The sequence below is a fragment of the Pseudoalteromonas sp. JB197 genome (assembly GCF_002332205.1).
Lineage (GTDB): Bacteria > Pseudomonadota > Gammaproteobacteria > Enterobacterales > Alteromonadaceae > Pseudoalteromonas > Pseudoalteromonas nigrifaciens.
Genome location: NZ_NRGZ01000001.1, coordinates 1,652,241 through 1,678,646, shown reverse-complemented (window position 1 = coordinate 1,678,646; position 26,406 = coordinate 1,652,241). Strand labels below are relative to the sequence as shown.

15 protein-coding genes, 8 tRNA genes, 3 rRNA genes and 1 pseudogene are annotated in these 26,406 nt (G+C 41.9%); 25 read left to right on the top strand and 2 right to left on the bottom strand.

What is annotated here, in order from left to right; genetic code table 11:
• Positions 1-15: 15 nt before the first annotated feature.
• The 9 genes from pgsA (at position 16) to CIK86_RS07890 (ending at position 1,715) form a co-directional block, all read left to right on the top strand.
• The gene (pgsA, locus tag CIK86_RS07930) at positions 16-561 is read left to right on the top strand and encodes a CDP-diacylglycerol--glycerol-3-phosphate 3-phosphatidyltransferase (protein ID WP_011328580.1); all 546 of its coding nucleotides are present in this window, start codon (positions 16-18) and stop codon (positions 559-561) included.
• A gap of 216 nt (positions 562-777) precedes the next feature.
• Positions 778-853, top strand: a tRNA-Gly gene (locus tag CIK86_RS07925).
• Between the two features lie 19 nt (positions 854-872).
• A tRNA-Cys gene (locus CIK86_RS07920) sits at positions 873-946 on the top strand.
• Positions 947-983: 37 nt separating this feature from the next.
• Positions 984-1,070 (top strand) — tRNA-Leu (locus CIK86_RS07915).
• Between the two features lie 75 nt (positions 1,071-1,145).
• Positions 1,146-1,221 (top strand) — tRNA-Gly (locus CIK86_RS07910).
• Positions 1,222-1,260: 39 nt separating this feature from the next.
• Positions 1,261-1,347, top strand: a tRNA-Leu gene (locus tag CIK86_RS07905).
• A 75-nt stretch (positions 1,348-1,422) separates the two neighbouring features.
• A tRNA-Gly gene (locus tag CIK86_RS07900) sits at positions 1,423-1,498 on the top strand.
• 19 nt (positions 1,499-1,517) lie between these two features.
• Positions 1,518-1,591: transfer RNA gene (locus tag CIK86_RS07895), tRNA-Cys, on the top strand.
• 37 nt (positions 1,592-1,628) lie between these two features.
• A tRNA-Leu gene (locus CIK86_RS07890) sits at positions 1,629-1,715 on the top strand.
• A 683-nt stretch (positions 1,716-2,398) separates the two neighbouring features.
• Here CIK86_RS07890 and CIK86_RS07885 read toward each other — a convergent pair.
• Positions 2,399-3,817: a sodium:alanine symporter family protein gene (locus tag CIK86_RS07885; protein ID WP_086993238.1), complete on the bottom strand. Its 1,419-nt coding sequence runs from the start codon at positions 3,815-3,817 to the stop codon at positions 2,399-2,401.
• 606 nt (positions 3,818-4,423) lie between these two features.
• Here CIK86_RS07885 and CIK86_RS07880 point away from each other — a divergent pair.
• The 9 genes from CIK86_RS07880 (at position 4,424) to ihfA (ending at position 16,716) form a co-directional block, all read left to right on the top strand.
• A 16S ribosomal RNA gene (locus CIK86_RS07880) occupies positions 4,424-5,959 on the top strand.
• A gap of 299 nt (positions 5,960-6,258) precedes the next feature.
• A 23S ribosomal RNA gene (locus tag CIK86_RS07875) occupies positions 6,259-9,147 on the top strand.
• Positions 9,148-9,352: 205 nt separating this feature from the next.
• A 5S ribosomal RNA gene (rrf, locus tag CIK86_RS07870) occupies positions 9,353-9,467 on the top strand.
• The 16S, 23S and 5S rRNA genes sit together here, the layout of an rRNA operon.
• A gap of 138 nt (positions 9,468-9,605) precedes the next feature.
• Positions 9,606-10,641, top strand: a protein-coding gene (locus CIK86_RS07865) for an IS630 family transposase (protein WP_176359663.1) whose coding sequence is annotated in 2 segments (ribosomal slippage) — positions 9,606-10,072 and positions 10,071-10,641 — 1,038 coding nt in all. Because the reading frame shifts where the segments join, the coding sequence is not laid out codon by codon here.
• 539 nt (positions 10,642-11,180) lie between these two features.
• The gene (locus tag CIK86_RS07860) at positions 11,181-12,236 is read left to right on the top strand and encodes a DUF2066 domain-containing protein (RefSeq protein ID WP_011328578.1); all 1,056 of its coding nucleotides are present in this window, start codon (positions 11,181-11,183) and stop codon (positions 12,234-12,236) included.
• Complete coding sequence (gene hda, locus CIK86_RS07855; protein WP_172459224.1) at positions 12,236-12,946, top strand: DnaA regulatory inactivator Hda; 711 nt, start codon at positions 12,236-12,238, stop codon at positions 12,944-12,946. The genes CIK86_RS07860 and hda overlap by 1 nt, the downstream gene beginning before the upstream one ends.
• Before the next feature lie 84 nt (positions 12,947-13,030).
• The gene (gene pheS, locus CIK86_RS07850) at positions 13,031-14,011 is read left to right on the top strand and encodes a phenylalanine--tRNA ligase subunit alpha (protein WP_011328576.1); all 981 of its coding nucleotides are present in this window, start codon (positions 13,031-13,033) and stop codon (positions 14,009-14,011) included.
• Positions 14,012-14,026: 15 nt separating this feature from the next.
• On the top strand, positions 14,027-16,414 hold the full coding sequence (pheT, locus tag CIK86_RS07845) for a phenylalanine--tRNA ligase subunit beta (protein WP_086994471.1): 2,388 nt from the start codon (positions 14,027-14,029) through the stop codon (positions 16,412-16,414).
• Between the two features lie 2 nt (positions 16,415-16,416).
• On the top strand, positions 16,417-16,716 hold the full coding sequence (gene ihfA / locus CIK86_RS07840) for an integration host factor subunit alpha (protein ID WP_011328574.1): 300 nt from the start codon (positions 16,417-16,419) through the stop codon (positions 16,714-16,716).
• A 66-nt stretch (positions 16,717-16,782) separates the two neighbouring features.
• On the opposite strand, the pseudogene CIK86_RS07835 reads toward ihfA, so the two are convergent.
• Positions 16,783-17,582: pseudogene (locus CIK86_RS07835) on the bottom strand (DUF2989 domain-containing protein).
• Between the two features lie 200 nt (positions 17,583-17,782).
• On the opposite strand from CIK86_RS07835, the gene CIK86_RS07830 reads away from it, so the two are divergent.
• From CIK86_RS07830 to CIK86_RS07800, 7 genes are all read left to right on the top strand, one after another.
• A complete protein-coding gene (locus CIK86_RS07830) occupies positions 17,783-19,225 on the top strand; it encodes a glyceraldehyde-3-phosphate dehydrogenase (protein WP_086994474.1) in 1,443 nt (480 codons plus the stop codon).
• Positions 19,226-19,399: 174 nt separating this feature from the next.
• Positions 19,400-20,527 carry a M14-type cytosolic carboxypeptidase gene (locus tag CIK86_RS07825; RefSeq protein ID WP_011328571.1) on the top strand — a complete coding sequence of 376 codons (1,128 nt, stop codon included), beginning with the start codon at positions 19,400-19,402 and terminating at the stop codon, positions 20,525-20,527.
• 148 nt (positions 20,528-20,675) lie between these two features.
• Positions 20,676-22,343: an AGCS family amino acid carrier protein gene (locus tag CIK86_RS07820; protein WP_011328570.1), complete on the top strand. Its 1,668-nt coding sequence runs from the start codon at positions 20,676-20,678 to the stop codon at positions 22,341-22,343.
• A gap of 58 nt (positions 22,344-22,401) precedes the next feature.
• A complete protein-coding gene (locus tag CIK86_RS07815; RefSeq protein ID WP_011328569.1) occupies positions 22,402-22,728 on the top strand; it encodes a hypothetical protein in 327 nt (108 codons plus the stop codon).
• Position 22,729: 1 nt separating this feature from the next.
• Positions 22,730-23,011, top strand: a complete 282-nt coding sequence (locus CIK86_RS07810; RefSeq protein ID WP_011328568.1) for a DUF1315 family protein — start codon at positions 22,730-22,732, stop codon at positions 23,009-23,011.
• Complete coding sequence (locus CIK86_RS07805) at positions 23,001-25,682, top strand: DUF349 domain-containing protein (RefSeq protein WP_086994477.1); 2,682 nt, start codon at positions 23,001-23,003, stop codon at positions 25,680-25,682. The genes CIK86_RS07810 and CIK86_RS07805 overlap by 11 nt, the downstream gene beginning before the upstream one ends.
• A gap of 93 nt (positions 25,683-25,775) precedes the next feature.
• Complete coding sequence (locus tag CIK86_RS07800; protein ID WP_011328566.1) at positions 25,776-26,330, top strand: DUF1439 domain-containing protein; 555 nt, start codon at positions 25,776-25,778, stop codon at positions 26,328-26,330.
• The last annotated feature ends 76 nt before the right edge of the window (positions 26,331-26,406 follow it).

The window sequence follows — 26,406 nt, the reverse complement described above, 5'->3', positions numbered from 1 at the left end:
CATACCCAAGCAGTTATGTGGAATATTCCAAACACACTCACAACCTTTAGACTTTTTCTTATCCCCATTTTTTTGGTGGTATTTTATTTGCCTTATTCATGGGCGCTTTTTGCTGCCGCCTTTATTTTTTGGTTTGCATCAATAACCGACATTCTCGACGGTTATTTAGCACGTAAACTTGAGCAATCAACTCCCTTTGGTGCGTTTTTAGATCCCGTTGCCGATAAAGTTATGGTGTGCGCTGCCTTAGTCGCGTTATCAGAGCATTATCAGTCTATGTATATGACTATCCCGGCACTTATTATAATAAGCCGCGAAATTGTTATCTCTGCACTGCGTGAATGGATGGCAGAACAAGGTAAGCGTGATAACGTAGCCGTATCTAATATGGGTAAAATAAAAACAGCAGCACAAATGTTAGCCATTATCGGTCTAATTTGGCAATACGATGCTTGGATGAATTATTTAAGTTTTGGTTTATTGTATATTGCGACCTTCCTAACATTGAGTTCTATGGTGCAATATTTGGTATCGGCATGGAGTGAATTGACCAAAAATTGATTCTAAACGTCTAATAACGCACCATATTAGATAAAAAATAATCAAACAGTTCGAAAGTGGCATTTTTTGTATTGACGCGTTTAATAATCTCTGTAGAATGCGTCCGTGTTGAGAGGGCATAGCCCCCAAGATAAACTAAATGGTAATTAATCAGTTACTGAATATTAACTGCAATACGTTGCAAGTTGATTGAAAGCTTACTGAATAATATTAAATGCGGCACTAGCTCAGTTGGTAGAGCGCGACCTTGCCAAGGTCGAGGTCACGAGTTCGAGCCTCGTGTGCCGCTCCAAATTATTTGGATACATTTAGGCGGAATGGCAGAGTGGCCATGCACCGGATTGCAAATCCGTTTACCTCGGTTCGACTCCGGGTTCCGCCTCCATAGCAACACTCCACATGCTTTAAATAGCAAACTCGATGCCCGAGTGGTGGAATTGGTAGACACAAGGGATTTAAAATCCCTCGACTAACAAGTCGTGCCGGTTCAATTCCGGCCTCGGGCACCACTTTTATATAAAGCGGCAGAGTAATAAAATACTAATTTATAGTATAAGTAAATACCATTGCTTATAGAATAAAATGCGGCACTAGCTCAGTTGGTAGAGCGCGACCTTGCCAAGGTCGAGGTCACGAGTTCGAGCCTCGTGTGCCGCTCCATATTAGTTTTATCCACTTGCTTTAAATAGCAAACTCGATGCCCGAGTGGTGGAATTGGTAGACACAAGGGATTTAAAATCCCTCGACTAACAAGTCGTGCCGGTTCAATTCCGGCCTCGGGCACCACTTTTATATAAAGCGGCAGAGTAATAAAATACTAATTTATAGTATAAGTAAATACCATTGCTTATAGAATAAAATGCGGCACTAGCTCAGTTGGTAGAGCGCGACCTTGCCAAGGTCGAGGTCACGAGTTCGAGCCTCGTGTGCCGCTCCAAATTATTTGGATACATTTAGGCGGAATGGCAGAGTGGCCATGCACCGGATTGCAAATCCGTTTACCTCGGTTCGACTCCGGGTTCCGCCTCCATAGCAACACTCCACATGCTTTAAATAGCAAACTCGATGCCCGAGTGGTGGAATTGGTAGACACAAGGGATTTAAAATCCCTCGACTAACAAGTCGTGCCGGTTCAATTCCGGCCTCGGGCACCACTTTCTTGCTATTACTACTTATAAACAATGCTATAAGCTGGCAATAACATTAGTCAGTATTTACGCATCAATTCGTTATAATAAAACTACACATCTTGTTACTACAATAAAACCCAGTCTGTTAAAGTGAATAGTTACTTTAAATAACGCTAGATTCAGTGCTTATTTATATCTTAAAGTCTACAGCCTTACCTAAATAAGTATTTCCAATTAAGCAATTAGCTATTTATTGTTACTGCACGTAGGAAATAGCTACACTTGCTGATAATACCAAAGATCCCGTAACGAAATAACGCCGCAGCGCTTAGCTACATGGCTACACTTCATCTAGTTAGAATACTAATCAAAACATGAGGACTCTATACACTAGTATAGGGTTTTGTATTTGCCGCATGAGAACGTATTACAATACAAAACTAAATGCTTACCATGAGTAACGATTACTAGGCGTTAGCAATAAGTAATCGGCAAAGCGTTACCATTTAAATCGCCAGATCATCGTTACTAAGTTTAGGGGGGAGGTTAGGCCTCATGCGTCTCTGAGGCTAAGGTTATTGTATGAAGGTGTAGAGGTGAAGCGTTATTAGCCATATAAAGGCGAGCCAGCAATGGGGATGTGCTTTAAAAGCAAAAAAAGGGAAGCACTATAGCTTCCCTTTAATTTAACCAATATTAGCATTTAATTACTTATGCCAAATCCCTTTTGGAATTGTTTTATCAAGATGCTTATTTTTAGTTGGATCGAAGGTTGGTAACTTCCCAGCACGACGTTGCGTGTTGTAGTCTTTAGCAAGCCAAACAACTACGCCTGACAACATAAATAATGCTATAACGTTCACAATAGCCATTAACCCCATAGATATATCAGCTAAAGTCCACACTAATGGTAGCTCACCCATAGCGCCAAACATCACCATACCTAATACTAACAATCTAAAAATCAACATGCCGTATGCATGGTTATGCTCTAAAAATAATAAATTTGTTTCTGCATAAGAGTAATTAGCAACAATAGATGTGAAAGCAAAGAATAAAATAGCAATCGCAACGAATATTGCACCCCAACTACCTACATGATCCTCAAGTGCTGCTTGAGTTAAAGCTATGCCCGTTAAACCAGAGCCAGCAGTAAGTTGTTGTGATAATAAAATTAATGCCGCAGTAGCGCTACAAATTACAATAGTATCAACAAAAACGCCTAACATTTGCACATACCCTTGTGAGGCAGGGTGGGGAGGGTTAGGTGTTGCTGTTGCAGCTGCGTTAGCAGCGCTACCCATACCCGCTTCGTTTGAGAACAAGCCACGTTTAATGCCTTGGATCATCGCTTGCATAACGCCGTAGCCAATTGCGCCTGCGCCTGCTTGCTCAATGCCAAATGCACTATTTATAACATGCATAAAAACACCAGGTAGCTCAGAGTAATTTAAAGCACAAACGTACAAAGCCACGAGTAAATAAGCAAGAGCCATAAAAGGCACTACCATTTCTGCAAATCGAGAAATAGTTTTTAAACCACCAAAAATAATGATCCCAGAGCCAATAACTAAAGCAATACCTACTACATAGTTCGGAATATCAAAAGCGACTTTAAATGCAGCTGCAATAGAGTTTGATTGCACTGCGTTAAATACAAAACCAAACGCTAATATTAAACACAGTGAAAAAATAACGCCCATCCAGCGCTTACCTAAACCATATTCCATATAATAAGCAGGGCCACCACGAAAGTTCCCCTGTTCATCACGCGTTTTATAAGCTTGCGCTAATGTGCTCTCGGCAAAACTAGTCGCCATACCAATTAAAGCAATAAGCCACATCCAAAAAATAGCCCCAGCACCACCTAAATAAAGTGCAACTGCAACACCTGCCATATTACCAGTACCAACACGCGCTGCGAGTGAAGTACAAAAGGCTTGGAATGAAGAGATGCCATCGCCTGAACCTCTACGACTCAAAAACATCACTTTTATCATGTGAGGAAACTGTACAAATTGAATAAAGCGAAGGCGAATGGTGAAAAACAGCCCTGCTGCTATTAATAAGTATACTAAAACATGGCCCCATAAGAGGCTGCTTATACTGTTTATTATATCTGTCATGCTATTTGCCTAATCAACGAGTTTAAATCTGTCGCGCAACTTAGCATAAGCTTGAGAAATAGTTTAGTAATCTAGGTAAAAAAATGACTTGTCCACAGGCTTTTGTGGGTAACCTGTGAGCCTGGTTTGTGTATCTTTGGGGTAAAAATTAAATGCAAAAAAGGCGATAAAAACGCTTGCGTAAAATCTGCGGCTCCCTATAATGCGACCCCACTGAGAAGGGAAACGCTGAAGCATAGCAAGGCAGCAACTACTCAGAGAGTTAAATAAAACTTCGGTTTTAAATCTTCCAAAAAGAAAGTTTAAAACAAAGTGTTGACTCGAAAAATAAAGGATGTATTATACGCATCCCTTGAGACGCTAAAGCGACTCAAAACGTTCTTTAACAATATAAAGCAATCATCTGTGTGGGCACTCGTACAGATTGAGTTCTAACAGCCAAGCTTAGTTCGCTAAGTAAGGCAAACAAATTAGAGTCTCAATTGAAAACTGAGTGACCAACAGAAGTAACTTATTTATAAGTTGCTTCGGCACAGTCAATTCAATATCGAAAGATATTAAAATAAATTCAGAATTCATTGAGCTGTCGAAAGACATAAAACTTTTTAATTGAAGAGTTTGATCATGGCTCAGATTGAACGCTGGCGGCAGGCCTAACACATGCAAGTCGAGCGGTAACAGAAAGTAGCTTGCTACTTTGCTGACGAGCGGCGGACGGGTGAGTAATGCTTGGGAACATGCCTTGAGGTGGGGGACAACAGTTGGAAACGACTGCTAATACCGCATAATGTCTACGGACCAAAGGGGGCTTCGGCTCTCGCCTTTAGATTGGCCCAAGTGGGATTAGCTAGTTGGTGAGGTAATGGCTCACCAAGGCGACGATCCCTAGCTGGTTTGAGAGGATGATCAGCCACACTGGGACTGAGACACGGCCCAGACTCCTACGGGAGGCAGCAGTGGGGAATATTGCACAATGGGCGCAAGCCTGATGCAGCCATGCCGCGTGTGTGAAGAAGGCCTTCGGGTTGTAAAGCACTTTCAGTCAGGAGGAAAGGTTAGTAGTTAATACCTGCTAGCTGTGACGTTACTGACAGAAGAAGCACCGGCTAACTCCGTGCCAGCAGCCGCGGTAATACGGAGGGTGCGAGCGTTAATCGGAATTACTGGGCGTAAAGCGTACGCAGGCGGTTTGTTAAGCGAGATGTGAAAGCCCCGGGCTCAACCTGGGAACTGCATTTCGAACTGGCAAACTAGAGTGTGATAGAGGGTGGTAGAATTTCAGGTGTAGCGGTGAAATGCGTAGAGATCTGAAGGAATACCGATGGCGAAGGCAGCCACCTGGGTCAACACTGACGCTCATGTACGAAAGCGTGGGGAGCAAACGGGATTAGATACCCCGGTAGTCCACGCCGTAAACGATGTCTACTAGAAGCTCGGAGCCTCGGTTCTGTTTTTCAAAGCTAACGCATTAAGTAGACCGCCTGGGGAGTACGGCCGCAAGGTTAAAACTCAAATGAATTGACGGGGGCCCGCACAAGCGGTGGAGCATGTGGTTTAATTCGATGCAACGCGAAGAACCTTACCTACACTTGACATACAGAGAACTTACCAGAGATGGTTTGGTGCCTTCGGGAACTCTGATACAGGTGCTGCATGGCTGTCGTCAGCTCGTGTTGTGAGATGTTGGGTTAAGTCCCGCAACGAGCGCAACCCCTATCCTTAGTTGCTAGCAGGTAATGCTGAGAACTCTAAGGAGACTGCCGGTGATAAACCGGAGGAAGGTGGGGACGACGTCAAGTCATCATGGCCCTTACGTGTAGGGCTACACACGTGCTACAATGGCGCATACAGAGTGCTGCGAACTCGCGAGAGTAAGCGAATCACTTAAAGTGCGTCGTAGTCCGGATTGGAGTCTGCAACTCGACTCCATGAAGTCGGAATCGCTAGTAATCGCGTATCAGAATGACGCGGTGAATACGTTCCCGGGCCTTGTACACACCGCCCGTCACACCATGGGAGTGGGTTGCTCCAGAAGTAGATAGTCTAACCCTCGGGAGGACGTTTACCACGGAGTGATTCATGACTGGGGTGAAGTCGTAACAAGGTAGCCCTAGGGGAACCTGGGGCTGGATCACCTCCTTATACGATTTAGAACTTATTTGTTCGTAGTGTCCACACAGATGATTGTTAATTAGTGCTTGTCCTTCGGGATAACTAATTAATATGCTCTTTAAAAATTTGGAAAAGCTGATAATAAAATTCTGATGAATAACATTGTTATTTATCAAGAGTTTTCAAAAGTAAAAAAAGAATGGTAGCAGTACCATTCAGTGCCATTTAATTAACTCTTTGAGTTGATTGATTGGTATCTACTTTAGTATTCAATATTGACTTCTGGCGAAGTTAAACTGTCACACAACAAAGACCCGTTTGGGTTGTATGGTTAAGTGACTAAGCGTACACGGTGGATGCCTTGGCAGTTGGAGGCGATGAAGGACGTATTAACTTGCGATAAGCCTAGTCAAGCTAGTAAAAAGCACTTGAGACTAGGATTTCCGAATGGGGAAACCCACCTGCTTGCAGGTATCGTTAACTGAATACATAGGTTAACGAGGCGAACGCGGAGAACTGAAACATCTAAGTACCCGTAGGAAAAGAAATCAACCGAGATTCCGAAAGTAGCGGCGAGCGAAATCGGAACAGCCCTTAAGCTTATTATGTGTTAATGGAAGGCTGCTGGAAAGCGCCACGATACAGGGTGATAGTCCCGTACATGAAAAGACATTTTAAGTGAAATCGAGTAGGTCGGAGCACGTGAAACTTTGACTGAATATAGGTGGACCATCATCTAAGGCTAAATACTCCCAACTGACCGATAGTGAACCAGTACCGTGAGGGAAAGGCGAAAAGAACCCCTGTGAGGGGAGTGAAATAGAACCTGAAACCGTGTACGTACAAGCAGTAGGAGCCCACTTGTTGGGTGACTGCGTACCTTTTGTATAATGGGTCAGCGACTTATATTTTGTAGCGAGGTTAACCGATTAGGGTAGCCGTAGGGAAACCGAGTCTTAACTGGGCGAATAGTTGCAAGGTATAGACCCGAAACCCGGTGATCTAGCCATGAGCAGGTTGAAGGTTGAGTAACATCAACTGGAGGACCGAACCCACTAACGTTGAAAAGTTAGGGGATGACTTGTGGTTAGGAGTGAAAGGCTAATCAAACCGGGAGATAGCTGGTTCTCCCCGAAATCTATTTAGGTAGAGCCTCGGACGAATACTTACGGGGGTAGAGCACTGTTAAGGCTAGGGGGTCATCCCGACTTACCAACCCTTTGCAAACTCCGAATACCGTAAAGTAATATCCGGGAGACACACGGCGGGTGCTAACGTCCGTCGTGAAGAGGGAAACAACCCAGACCGCCAGCTAAGGTCCCAAAGTCATAGTTAAGTGGGAAACGATGTGGAAAGGCCCAGACAGCCAGGAGGTTGGCTTAGAAGCAGCCATCCTTTAAAGAAAGCGTAATAGCTCACTGGTCGAGTCGGTCTGCGCGGAAGATGTAACGGGGCTAAACTATGCACCGAAGCTGCGGATTCATCTTAGGATGAGTGGTAGGGGAGCGTTCTGTAAGCCGTTGAAGGTGACCCGGGAGGGTTGCTGGAGGTATCAGAAGTGCGAATGCTGACATGAGTAACGATAATGGGAGTGAAAAACTCCCACGCCGGAAGACCAAGGGTTCCTATCCCATGTTAATCAGGGTAGGGTAAGTCGACCCCTAAGGCGAGGCCGAAAGGCGTAGTCGATGGGAAACAGATTAATATTTCTGTACTCGATATAATTGCGATGGGGGGACGGAGCAGGCTAAGCAAGCATGGCGTTGGTAGTCCATGTGAAAGTGAGTAGGGCGTTTGTTTAGGTAAATCCGGACGAACACTAAACCTGAGACACGAGACGAGTCACCACGGTGATGAAGTTGCTGATGCCATACTTCCAGGAAAAGCCTCTAAGCTTCAGATTATATGGAATCGTACCCCAAACCGACACAGGTGGTCAGGTAGAGAATACTAAGGCGCTTGAGAGAACTCGGGTGAAGGAACTAGGCAAAATCGTACCGTAACTTCGGGAGAAGGTACGCTCCTATCTGTGATGAGACTTGCTCTCTAAGCGGACGGGAGCCGCAGTGACCAGGTGGCTGGGACTGTTTATTAAAAACACAGCACTGTGCAAAATCGCAAGATGACGTATACGGTGTGACACCTGCCCGGTGCCGGAAGGTTAATTGATGGGGTTATCCTTAGGGAGAAGCTCTTGATCGAAGCCCCGGTAAACGGCGGCCGTAACTATAACGGTCCTAAGGTAGCGAAATTCCTTGTCGGGTAAGTTCCGACCTGCACGAATGGTGTAACCATGGCCACGCTGTCTCCACCCGAGACTCAGTGAAATTGAAATCGCAGTGAAGATGCTGTGTACCCGCGGCTAGACGGAAAGACCCCGTGAACCTTTACTACAGCTTGGCACTGAACATTGAACCTACATGTGTAGGATAGGTGGGAGACTTTGAAGATGAGACGCTAGTTTTGTTGGAGTCAACCTTGAAATACCACCCTTGTAGTTTTGATGTTCTAACGTTGGCCCCTGAATCGGGGTTACGGACAGTGCCTGGTGGGTAGTTTGACTGGGGCGGTCTCCTCCTAAAGAGTAACGGAGGAGCACGAAGGTTGGCTAAGTACGGTCGGACATCGTACGGTTAGTGTAATGGTAGAAGCCAGCTTAACTGCGAGACAGACACGTCGAGCAGGTACGAAAGTAGGTCATAGTGATCCGGTGGTTCTGAATGGAAGGGCCATCGCTCAACGGATAAAAGGTACTCCGGGGATAACAGGCTGATACCGCCCAAGAGTTCATATCGACGGCGGTGTTTGGCACCTCGATGTCGGCTCATCACATCCTGGGGCTGAAGTCGGTCCCAAGGGTATGGCTGTTCGCCATTTAAAGTGGTACGCGAGCTGGGTTTAGAACGTCGTGAGACAGTTCGGTCCCTATCTGCCGTGGGCGTTTGAGAATTGAGAGGGGTTGCTCCTAGTACGAGAGGACCGGAGTGAACGAACCGCTGGTGTTCGGGTTGTCATGCCAATGGCATTGCCCGGTAGCTACGTTCGGAACTGATAAGCGCTGAAAGCATCTAAGCGCGAAGCAGGCCTCGAGATGATTTCTCACTAGAGCTATAAGCTCTCTGAAGGGCCGTTGGAGACTACAACGTTGATAGGCAAGATGTGGAAGTGCTGTGAGGCATTAAGCTAACTTGTACTAATTACCCGTGAGGCTTAACCATACAACGCCAAACGCGTTTTATGTGACAGTTCAAGCAAGAAGTTAATATTGCTAAAGTAGATATTTACGCAAAGACTTAAAAAATATTATCAGATATTTTCCAAATTTAGAGGTGACTCTTAGCGCGTAGCGTTAACATTGAGGCACCTTGCGCAAAGAAAATGGTAGCACTACGTGCTTGTCATTTATTCTTTGCACCATATTTGCTTGGTAACCATAGCGTTTTGGACCCACCTGACCCCATGCCGAACTCAGTAGTGAAACGAAACAGCGCCGATGATAGTGTAGCATTTGCTATGTGAAAGTAGGACATTGCCAGGCTCCAAATTGTAGAAAGCCCGAATTTAACGATTCGGGCTTTTTTACGTCTGCAGAAAAGTGAAATGTGGGTGAATAATACCATTTTAATTAAATTTGTGATCTAATTGTATTTATTTTTTTACATCAGTATTTCTACAAATGACTCCTTTTGACCACATTGATTTTAAAACACTAATTGCCAAAGAAACTAACGGCCGTATGCGCGTTCGTTTAATAGCGCTTTCTCATATTAAAGATGGTGCTAACAAAGCGCAAGTAGCAAGAAATCTTCGCATTAGCCGCCGTAGTGTTAACGATTGGGTTAAAAGATTTTATGAAGGTGGCCTTGATGGACTCAAAGAGAAACCCCGTACAGGTCGACCTTGCGCCTTAAGTCAATTACAGCTTAATCAGTTAAGCCAATACGTTCGCAACAATAGCATTAAAGAAAATGGTGGCAGACTTAACGCTGCAGCACTCGCTACCTATATTACTCAAGAGTTCAAGGTAAACTATTCTATTTTCAATGTGTATCGACTACTCCACCAGCTTGGGTTCTCCTGGATAACTAGTCGCTCAAGACATCCTAAGCAGTCCGATGAAGTACAAGAAACTTTTAAAAAAATTCGAAATTACAATGATCCGCACGATCCCGTGGAATATAAGCCTTAAAAATGTAGATGTATGGTTCCAAGATGAAGCTCGATTTGGGCAGCAAAATACGACGACACGGCTCTGGGCAGAGAAAGGCACAAGGCCAAGAGCCGTCAAACAGCAGCAGTTTGAATATGCCTATCTGTTTGGTGCCGTTTGTCCTGCAACAGGTGATACCGAAGCATTAATAGCACCGTGTATGAATATGGATGTGATGGAAAAACACCTCGCTTTGATATCAAAAAAAGTACCCGAGGGACGCCATGGGGTGATCGTTGTAGATGGTGCCGCTTGGCATCAATATCATTTAACGGATAAGTTCGATAACTTATCCATCATAAAGCTACCGCCTTATTCACCGGAGCTAAACCCAATTGAACAAGTTTGGCAGTGGTTAAGGCAAAATGAACTAGCGAACAGATGTTTTAAAGGTTATGAAGATATTATTGATGAATGCAGTCGAGCTTGGAATAGCTTTATATCTGATGTCTCCAGAGTGATAAGATTATGCTCTAGAGACTGGATAAAAGTGGGCAGTTAATTAATGCAATTGGTATAATGTACACAAGTCTCCCGCGTAGGTTGGGCGAGCGTAGCGACACCCGACACTCAAATCATAAAAAATCATAAAAACATCACCACTAGCCAATGAATGTGGGGTATTTACACTGTGACTTTCTACCGCTGTGGGCACTACGACATTCTACTGCGTTGTCGCTACGAAGTAGCGCACCGACATTCAAATCATAAAAACATCATCACGAGTCAATGAGTGTGGTGTATTTGCACTGTGACTCTCCACTGCTGTGGGCATTAAGACACTACCAGGTCTAATTAAAGACTCCGATTCTAATTATCGCTTTGTTATTGAGCTCGTTATTTAATATTAAATTACTCATTAACTTTATGCGATTAGTATAAAAACATTAAATTGTTAGACAAAAATAACCCCATCAGCAATCTCTGCTAGCACCTAGCACCTAGCACCTAGCACTTTTTCCTACAAATAAAATATAACTTTGCTTTGTGGGTTGCTTTGATTTAGGATCAAATCAGTTTAAAACTAAGAACAAATAGCCTGTGTATAGATTATTATTAAGTGCCTTATCAATTATATTTTGCTTTACTGCATCAGCGGTTGAAGTAACTGATCTTTATCAAGATATTTTAAAAGTTGATGATAAAACTCGAGACACGCGTTTAGCAGCAAGTCGTAAAGCATTGCTGAATGTTCTAGTGAAAGTCAGCGGTGATGAAAGTGCTGATCAAAACAGCTTAGCGCAACAAAAAACTCAAGATATTTCAGACTACATGCTCAAGTTTGAGTACGACGAGAGTACAACCGGTAACTTAAAACTTGTTGTTAAATTTGAAGCGCGAAAAATTAATGCATTAATTAAAGAGCTCGGTTTACCCTTATGGGGTGTGCAACGACCATTAATTGCAATATGGTTAGGAATTGAAGATAACTGGCGCAGAGAGCTAGTTACTCAAGAAAGCTACCCACAACTAGAACAGTTAATATACGATAAAGCAGGGCGACGTGGTTTACCGGTTGTGGTGCCTTTACTTGATTTACAAGACAGACGTCTAGTAGGTATTCCTGAAGTATGGGGTAACTTTTCAGAGCCAGTAGAAGAGGCCTCTAAGCGTTATAGTGCTGAGCGCAGTATTACAGCCAGAATGTATAAGCAACCAGATAGTGAAAACTGGGTTTTAGATTGGCGATTTACTAACGATGATCTTTTTGAATTAAATAGATTAACGGGTGATAAACAACAAGTTGTTGCGCAAATGATAGATACGTTAGCGAAAGGGCTAGCTAATGAATATGCAATTGATCCAAATGCTTATTACGAGCAAGCAGCGGCAACTTTAACTCTAAAAGGTACGCAAAGCTTTGTTGATATTGAGTTGGCTAAACGCCGGTTATCAAATTTAAGTGTGGTAACTCAGGCTACTATTATACGAAAAACCCCAGATTTAGTTGAGTTCAAACTTAATCATACGGGTAGTGTGGTTGATTTAAAAAAAGCATTAGGGCTTGATGCTGCGTTTAGAGATTATGTTGATCCAAGTGCTTTTTATCATATTGTTGATAAAAACAGTTTAGAGTATCAATGGATTGGTGAGTAATGCTAACTCATGAGCCAATGCAAATGGCATTGCCGGTTACTTTGCCCGATGACGAAACCTTTACCTCGTACTTTGGTGGTGAGGACTCTTTAGAAGTAAGTCATTTAAAAGACAGTTTTTCAAAATTGTCGCAATCTTTTCAATACACTTATTTATGTGGTTTGGGCGATTCAGGGAAATCTCACCTTTTGTACGCTACGTGTATTCAAGCGCAAGAGCGCGGCTTATCAAATATGCTGTTATCTATGCGAGAAGTTATTGATTTTGGCCCTATGGTATTAGAAGGCTTAGAAGCCCTTGATGTTTTATGCATAGATGATGTGCATTTGGTAGCGGGTGATGATGCGTGGGAAAAGGCCTTATTTAATTTTTTTAATCGCTTTAACGAGCCTAAAAAAATGTTAGTGGTGACCGCTGACTTACTCCCCGACATGCTAAATATTAGCTTACCAGACTTAGAATCGCGGCTAAAATGGGGAACTACGCTACAAATCCGCTCAATGAGCGATGACGATAAAGCACAAGCTTTAGTTAAACGCACAAAAATGCGTGGCTTAGAGCTAAGTGACGAATGCGCCCGATTTTTATTAACGCGCTTAAGCCGTGATATGCGTACATTACTCGACGTATTAGACAAATTAGATCATGCATCTATGGCCGCACAACGAAAATTAACAATTCCTTTTATAAAATCAACGTTAAAGCTCTAGTAGGTCTAGAATCTAGGCACTGCTTTCAGTTATCATAAGTTATTACTTAACAGCAATCACCTTCTGTGAAAGATCAGGTATCCAATGAACTTAGAAAATATATTAGCGCAAGCACTTGAGGCGGTAGCCAGTGCCAGTGAAATCGCGCAGTTAGAAGAAATGCGGGTTAATTATCTTGGCAAAAAAGGCGAGATCACCAGCTTACTTAAAACGTTAGGCAAAATTGCCCCTGAAGAGCGTAAAGAAGCGGGCCAAGTTATTAATCAAGCTAAACAAGATGTGCAAGCTGCTATAAACGATAAACGTGAGCTGTTAGCCAGTAAAGCGCTAGAAGAAAAGCTAGCCGCTGAAACTATCGATGTAACATTACCTGGGCGTGTTATGCCTACTGGTGGCCTACATCCGGTTACACGTACCATTGAGCGCATAGAAAGCTTTTTTGGTGAGTTAGGCTTTGCAGTTAAATCGGGTCCTGAAGTTGAAGATGACTTTCATAACTTTGATGCGTTAAATATTCCTGAGCATCATCCAGCCCGTGCTGATCACGACACTTTTTACTTCAACCCTAAGCTGGTATTGCGCACGCAAACGAGTGGCGTACAAATACGTACAATGGAAGTTGAGCAACCGCCGCTGCGTATTATTTCTCCTGGACGTGTATATCGTAACGATTATGACCAAACGCACACGCCTATGTTTCATCAGGTTGAAGGCTTAATGGTCGACACAGATGTGAGCTTTACTGAACTTAAAGGTATTTTACACGACTTCCTGCGTAACTTTTTTGAAGAAGACATGGAAATTCGTTTCCGTCCTTCATTTTTCCCTTTTACAGAACCTTCAGCAGAAGTAGACGTAATGGGTAAAGACGGCAAGTGGCTAGAAGTATTAGGCTGCGGCATGGTACACCCTAACGTTCTTAAGTCTGTGGGCATTGATCCTGAAAAATACACCGGCTTTGCTTTTGGCATGGGTGTAGAGCGCTTAACTATGTTGCGTTATGGCGTAAACGATTTACGTGCATTTTTTGAAAATGACTTAAAATTCCTAAACCAGTTCCGTTAAGAGTGAAACAATAATATGAAATTTAGTGAAAAGTGGTTAAGAGAGTGGGTTAATCCAGCCATTGATACGCAAGCTCTGTCGGAACAGCTTTCTATGGCTGGCCTAGAAGTTGATGGCGTAACACCTGCAGCAGCAAAATTTAATGGTGTATTGGTAGGTGAAGTTGTTGAATGTGGACAACATCCTGATGCAGATAAGCTACGCGTTACCAAAATTAATGTCGGTGGTGATGAACTACTTGATATCGTATGTGGCGCACCGAACTGTCGTTTAGGCATTAAAGTTGCGGTTGCAACTGTTGGCGCAGTGCTTCCTGGTGATTTTAAAATTAAAAAAGCCAAGTTACGTGGCCAACCTTCAAATGGCATGTTGTGTGCCTTTGTTGAGCTAGGTATTAGCGAAGAAGGCGATGGCATTATGGAATTGCCAAGCGATGCGCCAGTAGGTACAGATTTACGTGAATACCTAGGTCTTGATGATAATATTATTGATGTTGATTTAACACCAAACCGTGGTGATTGTTTAGGTATAAAAGGCTTAGCGCGCGAAGTGGGCGTACTTAACAGCATTGACGTAAACGTATTACAAATTCCAGCGGTTACAGCAACAATTGACGATAAAGTATCGATTGAATTAGTTAATGAAGATGCATGTCCTCGCTACCTTGGGCGTGTGATCAAAGGCATTAACCTTGATACAGCAACGCCGTTATGGATGGTTGAAAAACTACGTCGCAGTGGTGTGCGTTCAATCGACCCAGTAGTTGATGTTACTAATTATGTATTACTTGAACTTGGCCATCCAATGCATGCATTTGATTTAAATGCGATTGAAGGTGGAATTAAAGTACGTAGTGCAAACGCCGGTGAAGAGCTAGTTTTACTTGACGGTAATAGCGTTAAATTAAACGAATCTACATTAGTGATAGCCGATCATAATAAAGCACTAGCAATTGCGGGTATTTTTGGTGGCGAGCAATCGGGTGTTACAAATAAAACGTCTGATATATTACTTGAAAGCGCATTTTTTAACCCTGTAGCAATAGCTGGGCAAGCACGTAGCTACGGTTTACACACAGATGCATCGCATCGTTATGAGCGTGGTGTTGATTTTGCGCTACAGCATGATGCAATAGAGCGTGCAACAGCGTTACTACTTGAAATAGTAGGCGGTGAAGCAGGCCCAGTGGTTGAAGCCGTTGCCGCAGATAAACTACCTAAAGTGACTGAGGTTCGTTTACGTCGTAGCCGTTTAGACCGTGTTATTGGCCATCATATTGAAGATGAGAAAGTTACTGATATTTTAACTCGCTTAGGTTTTAACGTAAAAGTTGAAAACGACAGCTGGAGTGCAGATGTACCTAGTTACCGTTTTGATGTGCGTATTGAAGAAGATTTAATTGAAGAAGTGGCGCGTGTTTACGGTTACAACAGTATTCCTAATGTTGCACCGACTGCTAAGCTTAAAATGACTACCCATAACGAAGCGACTATCGCACTAAGCAAGTTTCGTAATACGCTAGTAGCCCGTGGTTATCAAGAGGCTATTACGTACAGTTTTGTCGACCCTAAAGCGCAAGCTATTTTGCACCCAGAAAGTCAGCCGCTAGTATTACCGCACCCAATTTCAATTGAAATGTCTGCAATGCGAGTAAGCTTAATGCCTGGCTTATTGGCGTCGCTAGCGTATAACCAAAATCGTCAGCAACCGCGTATTCGTCTATTTGAACACGGCCTTAAATTTTTAAGTGACGAAAATGCCGAAAACGGTGTTAACCAAGTGCCAGTAATTGGCGGTGTAATTACCGGTCTTGCGCATGGCGAACATTGGGTTGAAGAAAAACGCAACGTCGATTTTTACGATGTGAAAGGTGACGTGGAAGCACTACTGGCAATTACCAATGATATGAGCCGCTTTGAAATTAAAGCAGAGCAGTCAGACGGTTTGCATCCTGGTCAATCAGCGGTAATTTATGTTGCTGGTAAAAAGGTTGGTTTTTTTGGTGCATTACACCCTCAAGCGCAAAAGTCGTTAGATATCAATAATGCTACTTTCGTGTTTGAAATTGAAATGTCGGCAATCGAAAAAAGAAATTTACCGCAAGTTGCAGGGGTGTCTAAATTCCCTTCAAATCGCCGCGACATCGCGATTTTAGTGCAAGAGAGCGTAAATATTGGCGATATTTTAACAGCGATAGAAAAAGTTGGCGGAAATCAATTAGTTGACCTAAACTTATTCGATGTGTATAAGGGCAAAGGTATTGAGCCAAATTATAAGAGTTTGGCGATTGCTCTAACACTGCAATCGGTTGATAGAACACTCGAAGAGAAAGATATCAATCTAGTAGTTGATAACGTGGTGGCCACACTGGCCGAACAGTTTAATGCATCGTTGAGGGACTAGATATGGCGCTTACTAAAGCCGACATAGCTGAACACCTATTTGAAAAACTCGGGATCAATAAAAAAGATGCCAAAGATTTAGTTGAAGCGTTTTTTGAAGAAATCCGCTCAGCGCTTGAAAAAGGCGAGCAGATTAAGCTCTCTGGATTTGGTAATTTTGATCTTCGTGATAAAAAAGAAAGACCGGGACGTAATCCGAAAACAGGGGAAGATATTCCTATTTCGGCGCGTCGCGTGGTGACCTTTAGACCTGGGCAAAAACTTAAAACCCGAGTAGAAGTGGGCACAAGTAAAGCAAAGTAATATAAAAAAGGCAGCGTAAGCTGCCTTTTTTATTATTAATGTTTTATTTAACTACGCCTAGGTTACTTAAAACTCCCTAGGTGATACAAACTTACCAGCGCGAATTTGCTGAAAAGTTTGTTGCGCTAAAGAATCTAAACTATCAAGATTTTTTCTGCTGCTTGCCAATTGCTGCTCTACAGCAAATATATCAACGTTTTCTATCCCCGACATCTGCGCAACTTTAGAAAAAACATAGGCATGTTTATAATTTTGTTGTTTATAAAACAAACTGACCAAAGAGGTAAACACCTCGGGATCAGGTATTTGCTGTGCTTTATTAAGTTCTAATGTTTTGTAGAGCAAATCAATCGTTTTATCATCATCAAATTTAATATAATACGATGCCAAAAAAAGTTGCATTTCAGCACTTGTTGTCACCCTTTCATCATGCTCCAAAGCTAAAAATTTAGTCAGTGCTCGCTGATCGTTATTACGCGACCAATGATAGTAAAGTAAGCCTGGGTGATTAGTACTTTTAGTATCTTGATATAATCGCGTCATTTCTTTAATACTGGTTAATTTACCTTCTACACGAGAGGTCTTTTTTCTTTTAATTTTATATGCTCAATTTTAGCTGCAAGCGTAATACACTGATTATATGATTCAAACTCTTTAAGTAGCTGATATTTATTTTCATCAGTTGGGTGCTTATATTCAATATAACGCTGCAAAATAGTGTTAGAACGCTGCTCCCGACAATGATTATCTTTATTTAGATCGTTGCAAAAACCGGGCGTTTCTTTACATACTTGGGCCAAGCTTAGTGGCTTTTCACATCCGGCTAAGGTGAGTACTCCAAGCACTACTATTAGTCTTATAACCATCCTCAACCCTTAAATATATTAATATAATGTTATTCTAACGCAATCATTTAGCCTCTAACAGTAGAGAATAAAGCAAGATTAAATTAGAATAGGGAAGTCACTAGAGTGCGTTGACTTATCAGGGTCGAAATCATTTCAACTTTTGATGGTTAAATGCTCTAGGGCTATCCGTTCAAAAATGTTTAACTTAGGTAAATAAAATGACCTCATCTCACGAGTTAGAATACACAAATAGTTGGCAAGAACGCCAAGGTTACGCAGAAAGCATGCAACCAATCATTGGTAAGCTTTATCGTAGTCGTGGTATCGAAATTGCTGTTTATGGCCGCCCACTTGTAAATGCAAGCCCAATTGAAATTATCAAATCTCACAAATCAGTTGCGCAGTTTGAAGGTACAAAATTACGTTTACGTGAAAGCTTCCCATTTTTAGAAGCGATTAGCAAAATGGATTTAAATTCTGCACGTATCGATATTGGTAAGCTTGCTTATAGCTATTTGTATAATGATGCTGCAAACGGTCGTTCTGTTGAAGAGTTTGTAAAAGATGAGCTCACTGAAATTGCTGATTTACCAGCTAAAGAATCACGCGATGTGGTGCTTTATGGCTTTGGTCGAATTGGCCGTTTACTTGCACGCCTACTAATTGAAAAATCAGGTCCTTATGCTGACTTACGCCTACGCGCAATTGTTGTACGTGGTGGTAAAGATGGCGACCTTGAAAAACGTGCCAGTTTATTACGTCGTGATTCAATTCATGGTCCATTTAATGGATCTATCACTGTTGATAAAGAACGTAATGCAATTAAAGCTAATGGTAGCTACATCCAGGTTATTTACGCTAACTCTCCTAGCGAAATAGATTACACAGCCTACGGCATCGACAATGCACTTATTGTTGATAACACAGGTATTTGGAAAGATGAAGCAGGCCTTGGTCAGCATTTAGAATGTAAAGGCGCTGCTAAAGTACTATTAACGGCTCCTGCTAAAGGTAATATCAAAAACATCGTATATGGTGTAAATAACAAAGATATTTTACCTGAAGACAAAATTGTATGTGCAGCAAGCTGTACAACTAATGCCATTACACCAACACTTAAAGCATTAAACGATAAGTTTGGCATTAAAAATGGTCACGTAGAAACGGTTCACTCGTATACTAATGACCAAAACTTAATTGATAACTACCACAAAGCAGACCGCCGTGGCCGTGCTGCTGCACTTAACATGGTAATTACTGAAACAGGCGCTGCAAAAGCGGTTTCAAAAGCACTACCAGAGCTTGAGGGCAAACTAACGGGTAACGCAATTCGCGTACCTACACCTAACGTGTCGCTGGCTATTTTGAACCTAAACTTAGAAAAGAGCACCTCGGTAGAAGAGCTAAATGCATTTTTACGCGATACCGCACTTCACTCAGACCTGCGCGACCAAATTGATTACACCGCTTCTACTGAAATCGTATCTACCGATTTAGTAGGTAGTCGTTACGCTGGTGTGGTTGACTCGCAAGCAACTATTGTTGATGACAACCGTATTGTACTTTACGTTTGGTACGATAATGAATTTGGTTACAGCTGCCAAGTGGTACGTTGTATGCGCGATATGGCCGAAGTGGCATTCCCAAGCTTACCTCACTAATTTATTAGTCGTTATACAAAAGCCAGCATTTGCTGGCTTTTTTGATTATCAATATTTTTAAAGCGTAGCGCTTATGGTACGCTTTATACATTAGATACGGCTAATCGCAGCGTACTTACATCCTGGCTATTTATGCAGTCCAGAGACACTTAGTCAACTTATAGGTTTTTTGTCATGAAAATCAGTAGCAATTTCGATAGTGGTAATATTAAGGTTATTGAAGCCACCGATCCATTAAATATCCAGTTAGAGATTAATAACGATTTCCAGTCTGAATTTTATCAGTGGTTTCATTTTCGCCTAGAAACAACCCCTTACCAATTACATAAGCTAAATATAAACAAGCTCGAAAATTCAGCTTATCCAGATGGCTGGGTAGATTATCAGGCGGTTGCATCGTATGACCGTCAAACGTGGTTTCGTGTACCTTCAAGCTACGAAAATGGCACATTAAGCTTTGAAATAGAGCCAGAGTGCGGCAGTGTTTATTTTGCTTATTTTGCACCATATAGCTATGAGCGTCATTTAGATTTACTTACGTGGGCGCAAAGCCAGCAAATTTGCCAATTAGAAACATTGGGCGAAACCCTTGATGGCCGCGACATGAGCGTACTTAAAATTGGTGAGCCAAGTGCAGATAAGAAAAACATTTGGATCACAGCTCGCCAGCATCCGGGTGAAACAATGGCGCAGTGGTTTGTAGAGGGAATACTTCACAAACTACTTGATGACGAAGACCCGCATGCTGCTGCATTACTATCAAAAGCAGTATTTTATATTGTGCCAAACATGAACCCAGATGGTAGTGCTCGTGGGCACTTACGTACTAACGCTAAAGGCGTTAACTTAAACCGTGAATGGCAAACGCCGAGCATGGAAAATAGCCCAGAAGTTTATTTAGTGCTTAATAAAATGCGTGAAACAGGCCTAGATATGCACCTTGATATTCATGGTGATGAAGCAATCCCGTATAACTTTGTAGCCGGCAGTGAAGGCATTCCAAGTTATGATGCGCGCTTAAAAGATCTAGAAGATAGCTTTAAAGCTGCTTTGTTAACCATTACTCCTGAGTTTCAAGACGAACATGGCTACCCTAAAGACGAGCCAGGCCAAGCTAACCTTACAGTAGGTTCATCTGCAACAGCAGAAGAATTTAAGGCGCTTACCTATACAGTCGAAATGCCATTTAAAGATAATAACGACTTACCCGACCCAGATTACGGTTGGTCAGATCGTCGTTCATATCAATTTGGCCAAGATACTTTGGCGGCTATCGTAAATGTCGTTGATAAATTAAGATAAATTAGTATAAGGTAAGGGCAACATTAAAATGTTGCCCTTTTTTGTTACAACACTTACAAAAATAACAAGTGCGCAACGGCACAATAAACTGTGGCTTAACGAATGTTTAGTCAGCAATTTCAAAATAAAATAATAAGAGGAATTTAGCGTGGATGCATTCGGACAACTTTTAGATAGCCTAGATGGCATGTTAGGAGGAGCAGTATGGTTTCCTTATGTGTTATTAGGGGTTGGTTTATTTTTTACTATTTATTTAAAATTTCCCCAAATACGGTATTTTAAACATGCTTGCCAAGTTGTTTCGGGTAAGTTTGATAAAAAAGATACAGAAGGGGATACCACTCACTTTCAAGCACTTGCTACAGCACTATCGGGCACAGTAGGCACAGGTAATATTGGTGGCGTAGCACTGGCTATATCAATTGGTGGGCCTGCGGCGTTGTTTTGGATGTGGATGACCGCATTTTTTGGTATGACTACCAAGTTTGTAGAAGTTACCTTGTCGCATAAATACCGTGAAAAAACTGAAGATGGCACTATGTCTGGCGGCCCAATGTATTACATGGATAAACGCCTTAACATGAAATGGCTGGCCATTTTATTTGCCGTAGCCACTGTAATTAGCTCGTTTGGTACAGGCAGCCTGCCACAAATTAATAATATTGCACAAGGTATGGAAGCCACCTTTGGTTTTGCGCCTATGGCCACAGGTGCAGTGTTATCTATTTTACTTGCCTTGGTTATATTAGGCGGCATTAAGCGTATTGCAGCAATCACATCACGCGTAGTACCGTTAATGGCGGCTATTTATATTATTGGTGCTCTGGCTGTTATTTTTTATAACGCTGAAAACATCGGTCCTTCATTTTCTGCTGTATTTATGGACGCATTTTCTGGCTCTGCTGCCGCAGGTGGCTTCTTGGGGGCGTCATTTGCTTATGCGTTTAACCGGGGTGTAAACCGTGGTTTATTCTCTAACGAAGCGGGTCAAGGTTCTGCGCCTATAGCGCATGCTTCGGCAAAAGCTGATGAGCCAGTATCAGAGGGTATAGTATCTATCCTAGAACCTTTTATCGATACCATTATTATTTGTACGCTTACGGGGTTGGTTATTTTATCCTCGGGGGTGTGGAATGAAAAATTTCAAACTCATTTTGAGCGCTCGGCTATGAGCATTATTAAAGGCGATTACACAGAAGAAAACCAAACACAGCGCGAAGACCTCTATAAATATCTTAATGGTCAAAAAAGTAATATAGAGACGTTTACCGGCAATATTGAAGTGGTTAATGGTGAGGCATTGAGTACAGGTTTTACGGTACTACACTCACGCTCAATTGCAGAGGATGTACGCTTTGGTATTACTGAAAAGCACAAATACACAGGTGTTGTAGAAGTAATAGATGGCATGCCAACAGATGACAGCATTAGTTTAGTGGGCAAATCATTGGTACATTCAGCAGAGCTAACTACCAAGGCTTTTAAACGAGGTTACTTTGGCGATAGTGGCCAGTACATTGTATCAATAGGCTTATTGCTGTTTGCGTTCTCTACTGCCATTGCTTGGTCGTACTATGGAGATCGCGCAATGATTTACTTATTAGGGCATCGCTCAGTAATGCCGTATCGCGTATTTTATGTGGCTGCATTCTTTTGGGCATCGTTCGCCGATACCACCTTGGTATGGAAGTTAGCGGCAGTGGCTATTGTTGTTATGACGCTACCTAACTTAATTGGCATTATGTTATTGCGTAAAGAGATGAAAGAATCGGTAGATGACTACTGGGTCAAATTCAAAAAAGACAACGAGAAATAAAACAAGTACAATAAAGGCGCCGCAAGGCGCTTTTTTTATGCGTAGTATGGAGAGATGTATGGCGATTATCCGTTGCCCTAAATGTGCCAAATCAATATCAGATAAACACGCGCAATGTCCGCATTGCGAAAGTAACGTTGCCGACTTAAATAATGAGCAAGTTCAACAGCTTCAACGTGAGCAGCGAATTAAAAAACAGCAAATGTTTATAACTCACTCATTTTTAGCACTTATCCTATTTTTAGGCGGTTTTTTCTGTTTGTACTTCTTACAACCGCAAGAAAAAACACCTCAGTGGTATGCTTACACCATCGCTATTGGCGTGGGGTGTATTTGGTACCTTATTAATCGTATTATTTTAGTGACTCTAAAAAAGAAAAAATGACATGAATATCGACAATCTTGTACAAAATATTACCCCAGAATTATTTGAACGTTTGCAATATGGAGCAGCAACTGGCAAATGGCCAGACGGCACTCCTTTATCAGATGAACAAAAACAGCAAACAGTGCAGTTAGTTATGTTGTATCAAGCAAAAGTTGCTCAATCGAATGAGCAATTTACTATTGGTGCAAATGGCGAAATGGTGCAAAAAACAAAAGCACAACTGCAAAAAGAATTTAACTCAGATAACGAAATAGCTAGGTTTAGTGAACATGATCTTTAAACACCTTTTTACGCCAAAATGGAAACACCCAAAGCTGCAAGTACGTCTAGACGCAATCGAAAAATTAGATGTACAACGCGACGCAATAATTTTAAGCACTTTAGCGCTGGAAGATAGCTCAGCAGAAATTCGTCGTAAGGCACTGCAAAAAGTAAACGACTTGCCACTGTGGTGGAAAGCTTATAAACAAGATCAAGCATTAAAAGATATTGCTGAACAACAAATATCTACCGCAGTTTTAAGTAGCGAAAGTACACTGTCGCCGCAAATTAAAAGCGAATATATAGAGCGTTTTGCACCAGTAAAAACCCTTGAAAAACTTGCCTTTGCAGAAAAAGAGTTGCAAGTGCGGGTTAAGTTACTAAAGCGCCTAGGAAACCCTAAACTAATAGAAAAAGCCTTTAAAGAGGGCAGCGAAGAGTTACAAGCGCAACTAGTTGAGCTGGTTATTACCCACCAGTTAACTAAACCATTATTAAAGCATGCACAAAACAGTGCTAAAACAGCGCTTAACACGCATTTAGAAAACGAGCGTTTAGCAATTGAAATGCCAGCGCAAGTTGAGGGGGAAACCCGTGTTATTTTAGCCAAGCTAAATGCTTTGCGCGATAAAAATGATTTTGCATTAGTTAACCCAAAAGCCGGTGAGTTAATGGCGCAATGGCAAGCCTTAGAGCTTAAGTGGCTTAGCACCGAGCAAGTAAAACTGCTAAACGAAAAGTACAGCACAATTACCGAAAAGCTAAATGCCCATATTGCACAGCTTCGCAGTGAGCACGAAAAAGAGCAGCAATTACTTGCACTACAACAGCGTCAACTGTTGGCATTAGCAACGCTTGAAGCTTTAAGTGAAGAAATTGAAAATGCATTACAACTTGGCCTAGAAACGCCAGAGCAAATTCAGCAAGATTGGCTTGATGCAAAAGTAGCGCAGGCTCAACAAGCAATAAATGAAACAGAGTTAGCCAATAACCCGCGATCAAAGCAGGTTATTAATAAGTTAGAAAAGTCATTTACTCAAGTAGCTAAATTACCTGAGCTAACGTCTGCTATTAAAGATTATAAGCTGGCATTTACTGCACTGTGTGAAATAAAACCAGCAGCCGATTTAGCCCAATACGACGAAACCCTAGCTGCATTTAATAGTGGTTTTAAAGCAGCGCGTAATCATCTAAATATATTAGATAGTGCATTGCAAGGTACGTTTAAAACACAACTTAATGCGCATAAAAAGCAATTTTTAGTGCCAATGAACGAGTTGATAAAACCGCTTGAAAAAAATCAAAGCCAAGCTAAACGCAAAGCCCGTGATGTAAAGCGCCTAATAGAAGAAGGTCGTTTTAACGTTGCATTTGGTGTGTTTAAAGGCTTTGAGGAGCTATTTAATACGTTAACTGAGCAGTATCAGCAACCACTTGTAAGCTTAAAAACCGATTTAGAAGCGCAGCTAGCTGACGCCAAAGATTGGCAAAAATATGCTGCAGCACCAAAGCGCGAAGCATTACTTGAAGAAGTTAGCACGCTCGCTTTAGAGGAGTGCGTAGATCCCCAGCAACGGGCTGATCAAGTTAAAGTGTTGCGTAAACGTTGGAATGAGCTTGGCCGCTTAGATACAGACGAAGAAAAGCAACAAGGTGAGCAATTTGATCAAAAAATCGAATTATTGTTTGCACCTTGCCGTAACTATTTTGCAGAGCAAGAAGTACAACGTGAAGCGTCAAAAGCGCAGCGCGAAAGTATTATTGCTGACATGCATGCACTGCACTTACTCGCAACTGACGAGCAGGGTTTTGATTGGAAGCAGTTTGAAAGCCAATACAATCGTTTAAACAAAGCATGGCGCAGTGTGGGTAAAGTTGACCCTAAAACGTACCGTGTATTAAACGATCGTTATAAAAACGAGCAGCAGCGTGTGCTAGCGGCGTTAAATGCGTTTCATAAAGGCAATGCGGTACTTAAAAATGCATTAGTAGAGCAAGCGCAGCAATTATCACAAAGTGATGACCTAGCAGCAGCATGCCAAGAGCTAAAACAATTACAGCAGCAGTGGCAAGCAATTGGCTTTGCCGGCTTAAAAGCTGAAAATGCCTTATGGCAAAAATTTCGTCAATTTAACGACGAAACTTTTACTAAACGCAGCAGCGAGTTTGAACAGCAAAAGTTAGATCAAAGCGAAAACGACAAGCAAGTAGTCGCTGAGCTTAACGAACTTGAATTGGCGCTGGGTCAAATTAACGAAAAAGCGCAATTACACGACTTAGAAACTAAAGTTAAAGGGTATACCCAGTTTAAGTCACTATCGCCAAAAGTAACGTCGTTACTTAGCGCCATAGAAGAGAAGCTTGCAGGGCTAACGAGCAAAGCCGAACAAGCTAATTTAGTGGCCTTATTTAACGCTCTTGAAAATAATGAAGCGATACCGAGCCAGTACCAAGCTGCACTTAAAACATCACTTAGTAGCGCACAGTTACTTACTAGAATGGAAATTTTAGCTAATGTAAGTAGTAATGATGCAATGCAAAGAATGGCAGAGCAAGTTGCCATGTTAGATGATAAGCATCGTGGCGAACATGCAGATATAAGCTATTATTTAAAGCAGTTGTTAGCGCTCAGTGAAGGTTCAGTTGATGCTGACACACTAGCACGGCTAAAGGCTGTTTTTACAGCTTAGTGTAGTTACACCTAATAGAGTATTACTCTTTTAAAAGCCGCTCGTAAGCGGCTTTTTTATACCCATCACTTATAATAATTTAGAGAGTTTTTTATGAAAATATTATTTATTATTGCCGCATTATTTTTAACTGCATGTAACGCTACACAAGGAATGTCTGTTTATTCATTTACTAACGCCGACGTGGAGTCGTTATTAACAAAACAGCTTCCTAAATTAAGCGAACAGGTAAGTTTAATGGGATTACCAGTAGAGTTTGATGTAAACGATGTGAGTGTAAATATTGGTCCAGAAAATCGTGATGTTGTAGTGCTAGGCGCCGATTCAAGCGCTAACATTAGTGCTTTTGCATTAAAATACCCAGTACGCTTAAAGCTGCAAATAGAAGGTAGCCCATTTTACGACAGCGAGAAAAAAGCGGTGTTTTTACGTAATATAAAATTACTAGATTCGAGTGTTGATGCTGGTGGTTTTAAAGGTAATTTAGGTGCGCTAGACGAACAAGCTATGGATATTATTAACCGCTTTTTAGCTGTAAACCCAGTGTATGAGCTAAATATGAACGATCCTAAAATGGCCTTGCTAAGTAAACTACCACTTGATATGAAAGTGGTTGCAGGCGCTATAAAGTTGGTTCCACGCCTTTAAGTTAGTTGTAAATAAAGTCTAGTTAGCATAATAAGGTAACTAGGCTTTGTTTTCTGTCATAAATTTTTGTATTTTC

What these genes read in the sequence shown, in the direction of transcription:
- pgsA (WP_011328580.1), top strand. Translation starts at nt 16, where the DNA reads ATGTGGAATATTCCAAACACACTCACAACCTTTAGACTTTTTCTTATC.
- CIK86_RS07885 (WP_086993238.1), bottom strand. Translation starts at nt 3,817, where the DNA reads ATGACAGATATAATAAACAGTATAAGCAGCCTCTTATGGGGCCATGTT.
- hda (WP_172459224.1), top strand. Translation starts at nt 12,236, where the DNA reads ATGCTAACTCATGAGCCAATGCAAATGGCATTGCCGGTTACTTTGCCC.
- pheS (WP_011328576.1), top strand. Translation starts at nt 13,031, where the DNA reads ATGAACTTAGAAAATATATTAGCGCAAGCACTTGAGGCGGTAGCCAGT.
- pheT (WP_086994471.1), top strand. Translation starts at nt 14,027, where the DNA reads ATGAAATTTAGTGAAAAGTGGTTAAGAGAGTGGGTTAATCCAGCCATT.
- ihfA (WP_011328574.1), top strand. Translation starts at nt 16,417, where the DNA reads ATGGCGCTTACTAAAGCCGACATAGCTGAACACCTATTTGAAAAACTC.
- CIK86_RS07830 (WP_086994474.1), top strand. Translation starts at nt 17,783, where the DNA reads ATGACCTCATCTCACGAGTTAGAATACACAAATAGTTGGCAAGAACGC.
- CIK86_RS07825 (WP_011328571.1), top strand. Translation starts at nt 19,400, where the DNA reads ATGAAAATCAGTAGCAATTTCGATAGTGGTAATATTAAGGTTATTGAA.
- CIK86_RS07815 (WP_011328569.1), top strand. Translation starts at nt 22,402, where the DNA reads ATGGCGATTATCCGTTGCCCTAAATGTGCCAAATCAATATCAGATAAA.
- CIK86_RS07810 (WP_011328568.1), top strand. Translation starts at nt 22,730, where the DNA reads ATGAATATCGACAATCTTGTACAAAATATTACCCCAGAATTATTTGAA.
- CIK86_RS07805 (WP_086994477.1), top strand. Translation starts at nt 23,001, where the DNA reads ATGATCTTTAAACACCTTTTTACGCCAAAATGGAAACACCCAAAGCTG.
- CIK86_RS07800 (WP_011328566.1), top strand. Translation starts at nt 25,776, where the DNA reads ATGAAAATATTATTTATTATTGCCGCATTATTTTTAACTGCATGTAAC.